The organism is Fructilactobacillus sp. X7R4C1 (genome assembly GCF_059901115.1).
The window spans coordinates 46,734-59,270 of the sequence record NZ_JBWXVD010000004.1; the positions used below are offsets into that span (position 1 = coordinate 46,734).

Here is a 12,537-nt window from a genome sequence, read left to right on the forward strand (position 1 = left end):
TGCTTAAAATAAATAAGCGGGAATTCATCCCCGCTTATCCAATTTATTTTCTATTCATTGCCTCAATACTTTTAAGCGATTCACCGGTTCCAATCGCTACACAATCCATCGGATCTTTGGCAATTGTCACAGGAACTTGAGTGGCATCTGATACTACTTCTGGGAGATTTTTGAGTAGAGCACCGCCACCAGTAAGAACAATTCCATGATCAATCACATCAGCAGAAATTTCAGGAGATGTCTCTTCTAGAGTTTCTTTAATCGTAGTGATAATCTCAAGAATGTCTTCGTGCATTGCGGAAGCCACATCCTCCGCAGTTACTTCAACTGACTTAGGAAGGCCGGTCAATAAGTCTCTTCCACGAACGGTTTCATCATTCATGTCCTTTGCGGCACCAATTGATGCAGAACCAATGGTGCATTTCAAATGTTCTGCAGTTGGTTCACCAATTAGCACATTATAATTTTTTCTGATAAAGGTAACGATCACTTCGTTCAACTTATCACCAGCCATTCTCACCGAACGTGATGATACGATCCCACCAAGAGAAATAGTGGCGACGTCGGTAGTTCCACCACCAATGTCAACAACCATGCTTCCAGTTGGATCCATAACTGGTAGACCGGCACCAATTGCAGCAGCAAATGGTTCTTCGATTACATAAGCATCCTTTGCTCCAGCAACTCGAGTAGCATCAATTACGGCACGCTTTTCTACAGCAGTGATACCACTTGGAACACAAACCATTACATAAGGCTTACCACCGTGGCTTCCCAATGCTTTATCGATATAATATTTCATCATGGTCACAGTAGTATCATAATCAGCAATTACACCGTCTTTCATTGGACGAATAGCTTCAATGCTGGCAGGCGTTCTACCAATCATAGATTCGGCTTGTTGACCAACAGCAACAATCTCGCCAGTTTTTGTATTTTTAGCAACCACAGAGGGTTCTCGTAAAACGATTCCTTTTCCATCAACATAAACAATGGTATTAGCGGTTCCTAAATCGATTCCGATGTTTTTTGTACCTAATCCGAACAATTTATTCATCCCTTCAATTTTAAGTTTTAATTTTTAAGTAATTACTTTGATAAGACTAGTATATCATACTGCATTTATATCAGTCAGAAATATAAGGCCAAAATTAGTTACTTAAGTTTTTCTTCATTTTCTTTAATATATTTTCTAACTTCCGAGATAAATAACAGCGATCCAGTAACCAAAATTAACTGATTATCATTTTTACTGTCACGGACCTTTTTTACCGATTTGTTCAGTGCTTTATGCCAATCGCTAACTAATGAAACATTAGGGAAGTTATTGATATCAAGTTTAGAAAAGTCAGCACTTGCTCGCTTTTCTCCCGCAGAAAACCGTGTCAAAATAACGTCACTATTAGGCAAAGATTCAACAATTTTTAGCATTTCTGGATACTGTTTGTCAGCGAAAACCCCCATCACAATTGTAAGATGAGAATTTCTCCACTTACTACTTCTAAAACGAAGCGACGACAAAAGGCTCTGAATTGCTGGGACATTATGTGCCCCATCAATCATAATCGTGGGATCATGATTAATTACTTCCATCCTTCCAATCCATTTTGTTGAACTAATTCCCGCTTTGACCGAAGAAATCATGGATGGTTCTGTCATGTTTAAATATTTGAACGCATAAACCAAGAAAGTTTCAATCGCAATTGCAGCATCTTCCATTTCAAAGCTTCCAATTTGTTTCATTGAAATGTTATCAATGTTCAAATGAGCACTTGAAAAATTAAAATGATTTTGATTTACCGGCACGAATTGATAATCACGCTTTAATTCCCAAATCGGACTATCTAATTTTATAGCTGCTCGTTCAATCACCTTTCTCGGACCTGCTTTGATCCCTCCAATCACACATGGACGGTTTTGGCGAATAATTCCAGCCTTATTATCCGCAATTTTTTCTTCCGAATCACCAAGCAGTGCCATGTGATCCATCCCAATGGTAGTAATAATTGACATTTCCGAATTAACCACGTTGGTTGAATCGGATCTTCCTCCAATTCCGGCCTCCACAATCACAACGTCAACGGGATGATCACGGAAATAGATGAACATCATAGCGCAAATGATTTCAAATTCAGAGGGACCTAAATCAGGATCATTCTTATCAATTTCATCGACAATCGGCTTAATTTCACGCACCAACTCTAAAATTTCATCATCTGAAATTGGTTGATTATTCACACTGATCCGCTCGTTGAACTTAATCATAAATGGTGAAGTAAAAGTTCCAACTGAGAGTCCAGAAGCCATTAACATGTTACTTAAATAAGCAACACATGAGCCCTTTCCATTAGTTCCCGCTACGTGAATGCAGTTTAGCGTTTTTTCTGGAAAATCCAATTTCTTCATAAAGTGATCCATCCGCTTTGTAGGTGGTTCTTTTTTAATTCGTGGTCTACCATGGATATACTTTAATGCTGCACTGTAACTATCAATCACCATTGCCACTCCTCTAAAAAGAAGGCTCAGCTGTTTAGCTGAGCCTCGTCTTTTACTTATTTAAAGCATCGATTACATCTTTAAGTTGGATTTTAACGGCTTTAAGTTTAGCCTCATTGTCGGTTTGCTTTTCCTTTTGCTCGTTGACAACTGCCTCCGGAGCATTGTCTACAAACTTTTTATTAGCTAATTTTTTCTGTGCTCGTTTGACTTCCGATTCAAATTTTTGGACTTCTTTTTGTAGCCTTTCTTTTTCATCATTTAGGTCAACCAGTTCATCCAATGGGATACTGATCTCAGCATCAGTAATTACCGATGTCATAGCCAATTTAGGAATATTAATGTCAGAACCAATCTCTAACTTATTAGGATGACCAAATCGTTCAATGTAGTCACTGTTATCTTCTAGTACCTTTTTCAAATCGGAATTCTTAGTTTTAACTAGAATGTCAACTGGACTAGATAGTGGTGCATTAACCTCCGAACGGATATTTCTGACCGCTTTAATAACGTCAATCAGATGATTCATATTTGATTCTGCTTTTTTATCATCAAACTCATCATGAGTTACTGGATACTCAGCTACCACCAATGATTCACCAACGTGCGGCATTGAAAGCCAAATTTTTTCAGTAACAAATGGCATAACTGGTTGGAGTAATCGCAAAATTTGATCCAAAACGTAAGCTAGGATATTTCGCGTGTTTTGTTTGGCTTTTTCATCTGAGCCAGTCAAAATTTCCTTACTCATTTCAATGTACCAATCACAAAAATCATTCCAAATAAAATCATAAAGTGAACGGTTGGCTTCACCAAAGTTAAACTTGTCATATTCTTCGGTAACATGCTTAACAACAGAGTTTAATTTCGAAAGAATCCATCGATCGGATAAATTCCATTCTGATTGAGCTGGTAACTCTGGTTTAGACATATCACCTAAATTCATGATGACATAACGACTGGCATTCCAAATCTTATTGACAAAATTCCAGGCTGATTCAACCTTACTATAACTAAACTTCATATCCTGTCCAGGCGTTGTTCCAGTTGAAAGACACCATCTCAAGGCATCCGCTCCGTACTGATCAATAACATCCATTGGATCAATCCCGTTACCTAAAGACTTACTCATCTTAACCCCATGTTCATCACGAATTAAACCATGTAACAGCACGTTTTTAAATGGACGCTTACCGGTAAAATGTAAACTTTGAAAAATCATTCTTGAGATCCAGAAGAATACCAGATCATAACCAGTTACAAGCGTGTTGGTAGGAAAATAGCGTTGATAATCTTTTGAGTCAGTATCAGGCCAACCAAGGGTTGTAAATGGCCATAAAGCTGATGAAAACCAGGTATCCAACACGTCTGGATCTTGCGTCCAGTTTTCGGGATCCTTAGGAGCGTTTTCGCCAACGTAAATCTTGCCAGTCTCATTATTGTACCAGGCAGGAATCCGATGTCCCCACCATAGTTGCCTTGAAATAACCCAATCATGAACGTTTTCCATCCATTGCATAAAGGTATGCTCAAATCGTTCTGGAATGAAACTAACCGCATCATTGGTCTTTTGATTCTCCATTGCCTTTTTGGCCAATGGTTTCATTTTTACAAACCATTGAGTCGAAAGACGAGCTTCAACCTGAACCCCGGTTCTTTCAGAATGACCAACCGAGTGAACAATGGGATCAATTTTAATCATCAAACCTTGATCTTCAAGGTCCTTGACCATTGCCTTTCGAGCATCAAAACGATCCATGCCTTCATACTTCCCAGCATTTTCGTTCATCGTAGCGTCTTCATTCATGGTATTAATCCGTTTTAAATCATGTCTGTTCCCAACTTTAAAATCATTAGGATCGTGGGCTGGCGTAATCTTAACCATTCCAGTCCCAAATTCAGGATCAACGTACTGATCGACAATAATCGGAATGGTCCGATTTACGAGTGGAACAACCACTTTTTTACCCACTAAATCTTTATAACGATCATCACTTGGGTTCACTGCGACAGCAGTATCACCCATCATAGTCTCAGGACGAGTTGTAGCGATTTCAATGTAATTCTTTCCATTAAATTTAGTATCATCAGCAAACGGATACTTAACGTGATAGAAAGCGCCTTTATCATCTTTGTGAATAACTTCAATATCAGATAAAGCAGTCCGAGCCTTTGGATCCCAATTAATAATGTATTCACCACGATAAATTAACCCTTGATTATACAGGTCAACAAATACTTTCCTGACGGCTTTTGACAAACCATCATCCAACGTAAAGCGTTCACGACTGTAATCAAGCGATAACCCCAGTTTGGCCCACTGTTTATGGATCGTATCAGCAAAGTCGTCTTTCCATTCCCAAACCTTATCGACAAATTTTTCACGACCTAAATCGTACCGCGAGATTCCCTTCTCGTTAAGCATTGCTTCAACTTTTGCCTGAGTTGCAATTCCAGCATGATCCATCCCAGGAATCCAAACTGTATCATAACCTTGCATCCGTTTCTGTCTAATCAACATGTCTTGAAGGGTGGTATTCCAGGCATGACCCAAGTGAAGCTTACCGGTCACATTTGGCGGAGGTAAAACAATTGAATATGGTTTTGCCTTTTTATCCCCATTTGGCTTGAAAACATCCTCATCAAGCCATTTCTTATACATCCCTGCTTCAACTGAGTTGGGATCATATTTCGTTGACATATCTACTTCTTTTGCCATTTCTTCACCTCATTTTTAAAATAAAAAGCATCCGTCCAGAATAGGACGAATGCTCGCGGTACCACCTAAATTGAATTATTGCTAATTCCAACTTAACTAGATAACGGCTAGTACCGATTACATCTTAATTCATTCAACATAACTGCTCACAAGCAACAATGACAGTTTTAACGCATGGACTTTCCAGCACGTGTCCACTCTCTGCGCGTCATAACAACCAACCTCTTGATCAAAGCATTTAACATAATAAATATTACTCAATTTATAATCTTTAGTCAATCACATTAAAGTAATTCTGAAAAAACATCTTCATTAGCGTTCAAATAATCATCATTTGGGTGAATCTTACTGATCGTAATACCGTCAATGGCTTCTTTCATTAAACCATCCACGTCAATGTTTCTTTCAAACTTTCTGGCTTTCTCCACGTCCGGCTTTGTTTTCGGTGCTGGTGGGGTAAAGATCGTACAGCAGTCCTCATAAGGAAGAATTGATAAATCATAGGTGTCAATTTGTTCAGCAATCTTAATAATCTCAGTCTTATCCAAAGAAAGCAACGGACGTAGAACTGGCAAATTAGTCACATCATTAATGGCTCGCATACTTTCTAAAGTCTGTGAAGCAACTTGTCCTAACGATTCACCGGTAAATACTCCATCACAATGACGTGCAATGGTAATTGCTGCGGCAATTCTCAACATCATCCGGCGCTGAACCGTCATCAAGTAACCCTCTGGAACTTTTTCTTTAATCTCTTCTTGAATCTTAGCAAATGGGACCTGGATAAAATCAACGGTTCCACCCAATGCTGAAAGCTTCGCCGTGAGGTCCTTAGCCTTTGCTAGCGCTTGTTCACTAGTATATGGAGGACTGTAGAAATGAATCATATCTAACTTTACTCCACGCTTCATGGCCATGTACGCCGCAACGGGTGAATCAATGCCTCCTGAAAGCATCATGGTACCACGTCCGCCAGTTCCAACTGGTAGTCCTAATGCTCCCTGAATCGTCTCACTTGATAAATAAATGCCAGACATTCTGACATCAATCTGTAAGTTAATGTCAGGTCTTTTCATTTGAGCTTTAATCCCATCTAAATGATCTAAGACATACCCGCCAACCTCATCATTTACTTGATAAGTGTTTAATGGATAATCTTTATTTTGACGGTTAGTTGAAATCTTAAATGTTTGACCACCCTGGAATTGATTCGAAATCATTGCGAGTGCCTTTTTCTGAATATCTTCAATTGGGGTATTTTTTTCCAACTTAACAACTGGTGAAAAAGTCTCAATTCCAAAGACTTTTTTTAGGGCTGCCATCACTGGAGCTGCATCTTGACCATGCAAACTGACATGTAACCGATCCCGCTGGGCGTCAACGGTGACTCCATCAAACTGTTTTAAAACTTGCCTAATGTTATGTCCCAGCTGCCCAATAAAGACCCTGCGATTTTTTCCCTTTGTGGACAGTTCGCCGTAACGAACCATAATCTCACTATACTTCACACTCTCACTTCCTTACTATTCTTTAATGATTATCTAACTTAACTTTTTGAATTCTTCGTACAACTCATCAAATACTTGATTAAACTTATCAGCCTCATCTAAAGTATTTCTGTCTCCTAAGGAAATTCGAACGGCACTGCGAGCGATGCTTTGGTCTACTCCCATAGCATCTAAAGTTCCTGCCGTTTCCTCTTTTTTGGATGAACAAGCACTCGTAGTAGAAATGTAAATTCCATGTTCTTCAAAGGCATGCACGATCGTTTCACCCTTCACTCCCTCAATTGCAAAGCAAAGAATGTGTGGAGCAAAGTGGTCTGATAAACCGGAGAAAGGATGAACCTTGTTGAACTTAGTAATATGAGCATAAATTCGTTCTCTGATCTTTTGTTCACGTGCAATGCTTTCAGATTCATGATCCGAAATGATTCTGAGTGCCTTAGCCATCCCTGCTATCGCAGGCAAATTCTCAGTCCCGCTCCGTTGTCCTCGTTCTTGTCCACCACCATCCATTAATGGGGCAATCTTACGACCGTTTTTCCCATAGATCAAACCAATTCCTCTGGGAGCATGAAATTTATGCCCAGAAAATGTGACAAAATCAACTCGATCATTGAAAACCAAATCGTGTAGGCCTTTCCCAACAGCCTGGACGGCGTCAACATGAAAATGAATTTTGGGATATTGTTTTAAGACATCACTAATTTCATTGATGGGTTCAATGGCGCCCATCTCATTATTAACCGCCATGATTGACACCAAGATAGTATCCGGTCTAATAGCGGATTCTAAATCTTTTGCTGAAACTCGTCCCTCTTTATCAACTGGTAAATAAGTAACGTCAAATCCCAAATCTTCTAAAGCGTGCATTGAATTTTTCACCGCTGCATGTTCAACAGAAGAAGTGATGATATGCTTACCAAATTGATGTTTCTCTTTGGCGGTCCCCTTTATAACCCAATTGTCACCTTCAGTTCCTCCACTAGTAAAGTAGATTTCGTTAGGTTCTACTCCTAGGATTCTCGCAATTTGATTTCTTGATTGATTCAATAGATTAAACGATTGTTGACCAAAGTTATGAAGGCTGGAAGGATTTCCCCAGATCTTTTCACTTACCTGATTATAGGTATCCAAAACCTGACTATCTACTTTAGTCGTCGCACTATTATCAAAGTAAATCATTTGGTACCCTCTCTTTCTAATTCGTCCAAATTATAACAAGATTTATTATACCAGCATTGAAACATAATAAAAACAAGCTGAATTGTTCCAACTCTAATTCAGCTTGTTCGTGCTTACTTTTGATTTTGTGAATCTTGCTTATTTTTGTAATAAGTATTTTCAATTCGCTTGTAGGATCCAGGATTGGCTTTATCAATCGCAGTGGCAATCGTTTCTAAGCTTTCAGGATACTTATATTCATCGTCAAACAGATGCTTAGCTTTTACCAGTGCTCTGTTAATCTCTGGATCAGAATTTCGATAACGATTGGCATATTGCATCACTTGCTCAGCAAGCGATGAGCTATCAATCAAATCATCAGTCTTCTCTTCAAGAGTATCCCGATCTGATTTAATCACGCTTAACTGTTTTTGAACATCATCCATACTAATCTTGACCTTATCCATCGTCCGATTAAGATCCTTAATCTCGTCAGCCACAATGCCAAAGTAGTCAATGTAATCCTGTGATATACCCGGTAAATTCAGCTCATCAATCTTACGCTGAATCCCATGAAGTTCCAAATCAAGATCATCTAAGACCTGATGGGCCTTCTGCTCTTCATCCTTAAAGTCAGCAACCGAATCATTAATGGCCCGTTGTTTCTTTTCAATCTCCGTTAATTGACTATCGCTACTAGTAACGTTGTCAAGGATGTGAGTATAAATGGCTTTCTTGTTGTCAATTGCCTCACGATCTTTTTTATAGGTAGCTTCAATTTCATCAATTTGTTTTCCTAAAGCATTGGCCTTATCAATCTCACCATGTTCTAGTGAGTAATTATGACTGAGTCGATCTAATTCATCGATTAGAACCTGATTTTGTTTTTTGGCGTGTTGGATATATTCTCCAGTGATCTTAAATCCTTTATCAACTTTTTTCTTAGCAATTAATTGCTTTTCCATTAAATCGTAAAGACGATCAATCTTGGTCTCAATCTCACTATCAGAATCCTTGGCCAATTTTAAATCAAGGTGAGCAATATTTTCAAGGTTATCGGAAACGGCTGTTCTTAATTCCTCTAAAGAGACGTCAAATTCATCATCAGCAAATTCATACCCACTTGCATTCATTTTAGAATGAGTTGAGCTAATCTCATCAATTTGATTTTTAAATTCTACATTATTAGTAGCATATAAATGAGGAATTTGTTGCACATTAGCTTCTAACTGATTAGTTGACTTATTTAAATCACCAAGAATTTTATCAGCCTTTTCGTGATCACCATTTTTTGATAGATTAGAAAAATCATCAAAGGTCCCTTCAATCGTCGACAACTGATTTTCAAGCGCATCAATTGCGGGCCCAAAGGAAGCATTCTTAGTAAGCAATTCTTTTCGAAGTTCTTTATAACGACCTTCTAAATCAGTAATGGCCTTCTTATGTTCAGAATTCAGCTGATTCATTTTAGCTAAAAACTGACGAATTACCTTTACATCATCTTCTGAGGTTTTAATTTGTTGTTCTGCATCTGAGCAAACTTCCCGTGTCTTAACAAAGTTAATTCCCTTTGCGTCACTTTTTACCGCTTCAACGTTATTTTTGACGGAAGGAAGTAAGTTATTAGTAACGTTATCAAAATCAGCTTGAGCACTATTAACGCTACTTAATGAATCACCGGTGAGGCCGATATCTTTCACCTTATTAATCTCATCTTGCAGATTCAAATCATTTAGGCGCTTAACGCGTTTTTCAATTGTTTCAGCAATTTTTAATAAATGGTGCTGATACATGACCACGGCACAATAAATTACAGCTACTACAACTAAAATTCCAATAATGACGTTAACCATTAAATACCCGTCCTTCAACAAATTAATTATGTATAAACTTTTCCTCGTTATTAAAGTAATTATATCATAAATGAGAAAAATTTATGATAGCATTCTGAGTTTTTAAGATCATCGACTGCAACGTTGCATTGACTTTTAAGTGCTAATTTCATATAATTGAGCTTGTGTAAAATAATGCAGCAGTATGCGGTAAGCTCGTCAACATGTCCTTGCTACTTGTAGTTTAATTAGTAACCCACTGGCTGCTGAGGCGAAAGTTCAGAGGGATATGCACGAATACTAAGCGTACATCGTTATTTTACTCCAAATATTTTATTGGAGGATTCATTTATGTCAAGATATACAGGTCCAAGTTGGAGAATTTCTCGTCGTCTTGGAGTTTCTTTATCAGGTACTGGTAAAGAATTACAACGTCGTCCATATGCTCCAGGTGTTCACGGCCAAGGTCGTCGTCAAAAACTTTCAGAATATGGTGTTCAATTACGTGAAAAGCAAAAATTACGTTACATGTATGGTTTAACTGAACGTCAATTTTACTCATTGTTTAACCGCTCTGGTAAAATCCGTGAGGGTAAGCATGGTGATAACTTTGAAATTATGCTTGAAAGCCGTTTAGATAATATGGTTTACCGTTTAGGCTTAGCTACCACTAGACGACAAGCTAGACAATTAGTTAACCACGGTCATATTACCGTTGATGGCAAGCGAGTTGATATCCCTTCTTACGAAGTAAAGCCCGGTCAAGTGATCGGTGTTCGTGAAAAGGATAAGGACATGGGCATCATCAAAGAAGCTGTCGAATCAGTTGTGAGCCGCCCTGCTTATGTATCATTTGATGCTGATAAGCTTGAGGGTTCATTGACTAGATATCCACAACCAGATGAATTAAATGCAGACATCGATACTTCATTAGTTGTTGAATACTACAACCGTTAAAATATTGTGTCTGTTAAAGAAAAGGCGATCTCGATTGAGACCGCCTTTTTGTATCTCCAATTTCTTTAATGTTAAAATGTAGTAAATACTCAATAAGGAGCAAATATTATGACAGATGACAAAGGATCAGTTCAAAATCGACTTGATCAAGCAATGAGTGGAAACTCCCCTCAAATTAACCCAGATGAGCAACGAAAATACTTGGGAACTTTTCGAGAACGGGTCGACTTCGCCATTACGGTTTCTGAAGATAAAAACCAGGATGCAATCGATCAGTTAAGTAAAGAAATGAAACAACATCCCACTTATCAACTCTTCATTAACGGCAATATAGCTGAAGAACAGCAACAACCGTACATGAAGTTAGCCAGTCAAAATAACACCAACTTTACTTTAAAAAACAACAGCGCTTATGGTACGATGCCTAATCAATATGCCGTGGTCTTAGTTGCCCCTGATGCAATTAATAAAGACCATATTGATTTTGATCCTAGTAAGGTTAACGCCAAACATGACAACGATCAACCTAAAAAACACCAATCATGGTTTTCACGGTTATTTAAGTAGAAAGAAGCTATAGAATGCAAAAGCCCCTCGCCTACAGAATGAGGCCCACTAAAATTGAAGATATTGTTGGCCAACAGGATTTGGTTGGCAAGGGCAAGATTATTGATCGCATGGTAAAAGCTAAAATGCTTTCATCAATGATTTTATATGGTCCACCTGGCACCGGAAAAACCAGCATTGCAAGTGCAATTGCGGGTTCGACTAAATATGCTTTTCGGATGTTAAATGCAGCAACTGATACCAAAAAGGACCTCCAGGCGGTAGCTGAAGAAGCTAAAATGAGTGGAACGGTAGTGTTATTACTAGATGAAATCCATCGGTTAGATAAGACCAAGCAGGATTTTTTGTTACCACTACTAGAAAGTGGGCAAATTATCTTAATCGGGGCAACGACAGAAAATCCTTATATCAATATCAGTCCGGCCATTCGTTCTAGAACAGAAATATTTCAAGTTCATCCATTAACCAGTGATGACATAACCAAAGCCGTTAAGCGAGCACTAGCGGACAAGCAAAATGGCTTAGGTAATCTAAAGATCAAACTTGACCATAACGCCATGAGCTTTTTAGTTCACAGTACCAATGGTGATTTGAGAAGTGCTTTAAACGCCCTAGAATTATCCGCCAAGTCCACTAAGCCTGACCAAGATGGCGTCATTCACATTACTCTGGCTGATATTGAAGCTTGTTTACAAAAGAAAGCACTAAGTCAAGATAAAAATGGCGACGCTCACTACAACGTGATGTCAGCACTTCAAAAATCAATTCGTGGCTCCGATGTTAACGCGGCCCTACACTATGCCTCGAGGTTAATTGAATCAGGGGATTTAAACTCCCTAACAAGAAGATTAATGGTAATTGCGTATGAAGACATTGGGTTAGCTAATCCGGCTGCTGCTTCCAGAACAGTATCGGCAGTGCAAGCTGCTGATAAACTCGGTCTCCCTGAAGGACGGATTCCGCTATCTGATGCCATCATTGATCTTTGTCTTTCACCAAAATCAAATTCAGGAATTACAGCGATTGATAAGGCTTTATCTGACGTAAAAACTGGCAATTACGGAGACATTCCTGATCACTTAAAAGATGCCCATTTCAAGGGTGCCAAAAAACTAGGACACGTCGGTTATAAATACCCACATAATTATCCCAATGATTGGGTTAAACAGCAGTATCTTCCTGACAAAATTAAGAATGCCAAGTACTACCAACCAAAGCTGAACGGTAAATACGAAAGAGCTCTAGCTGATCAATATGAAAAAATCAACGAGGCTGAAAGGCATGTCGGAAAGGAATAATT

At 38.6% G+C, this 12,537-nt stretch carries 9 protein-coding genes and 1 other annotated feature; of the genes, 3 read left to right on the top strand and 6 right to left on the bottom strand.

What is annotated here, in order from left to right; genetic code table 11:
* Positions 1-43: 43 nt before the first annotated feature.
* The 6 genes from AC6UC9_RS05125 to ezrA all read right to left on the bottom strand — a co-directional run bounded on the left by AC6UC9_RS05125 (position 44) and on the right by ezrA (position 9,734).
* Positions 44-1,048 carry a rod shape-determining protein gene (locus tag AC6UC9_RS05125; RefSeq protein WP_500694426.1) on the bottom strand — a complete coding sequence of 335 codons (1,005 nt, stop codon included), beginning with the start codon at positions 1,046-1,048 and terminating at the stop codon, positions 44-46.
* Positions 1,049-1,155: 107 nt separating this feature from the next.
* Entirely contained in the window at positions 1,156-2,499 is a 1,344-nt protein-coding gene (locus tag AC6UC9_RS05130) for a bifunctional folylpolyglutamate synthase/dihydrofolate synthase (protein ID WP_500701329.1), read from the bottom strand.
* A gap of 49 nt (positions 2,500-2,548) precedes the next feature.
* Positions 2,549-5,215 carry a valine--tRNA ligase gene (locus AC6UC9_RS05135; RefSeq protein WP_500701330.1) on the bottom strand — a complete coding sequence of 889 codons (2,667 nt, stop codon included), beginning with the start codon at positions 5,213-5,215 and terminating at the stop codon, positions 2,549-2,551.
* A 38-nt stretch (positions 5,216-5,253) separates the two neighbouring features.
* Positions 5,254-5,457, bottom strand: a binding site (T-box leader).
* 42 nt (positions 5,458-5,499) lie between these two features.
* Complete coding sequence (thiI, locus tag AC6UC9_RS05140; protein WP_500701331.1) at positions 5,500-6,723, bottom strand: tRNA uracil 4-sulfurtransferase ThiI; 1,224 nt, start codon at positions 6,721-6,723, stop codon at positions 5,500-5,502.
* 33 nt (positions 6,724-6,756) lie between these two features.
* On the bottom strand, positions 6,757-7,902 hold the full coding sequence (locus tag AC6UC9_RS05145) for a cysteine desulfurase family protein (protein WP_500701332.1): 1,146 nt from the start codon (positions 7,900-7,902) through the stop codon (positions 6,757-6,759).
* Positions 7,903-8,015: 113 nt separating this feature from the next.
* Positions 8,016-9,734: a septation ring formation regulator EzrA gene (gene ezrA, locus AC6UC9_RS05150; RefSeq protein WP_500701333.1), complete on the bottom strand. Its 1,719-nt coding sequence runs from the start codon at positions 9,732-9,734 to the stop codon at positions 8,016-8,018.
* Between the two features lie 330 nt (positions 9,735-10,064).
* On the opposite strand from ezrA, the gene rpsD reads away from it, so the two are divergent.
* From rpsD to AC6UC9_RS05165, 3 genes are all read left to right on the top strand, one after another.
* Positions 10,065-10,670: a 30S ribosomal protein S4 gene (rpsD, locus tag AC6UC9_RS05155; protein ID WP_039144319.1), complete on the top strand. Its 606-nt coding sequence runs from the start codon at positions 10,065-10,067 to the stop codon at positions 10,668-10,670.
* A gap of 108 nt (positions 10,671-10,778) precedes the next feature.
* Entirely contained in the window at positions 10,779-11,237 is a 459-nt protein-coding gene (locus AC6UC9_RS05160; protein WP_500701334.1) for a YueI family protein, read from the top strand.
* A gap of 14 nt (positions 11,238-11,251) precedes the next feature.
* Positions 11,252-12,535, top strand: a complete 1,284-nt coding sequence (locus tag AC6UC9_RS05165; protein WP_500701335.1) for a replication-associated recombination protein A — start codon at positions 11,252-11,254, stop codon at positions 12,533-12,535.
* Positions 12,536-12,537 lie beyond the last annotated feature (2 nt).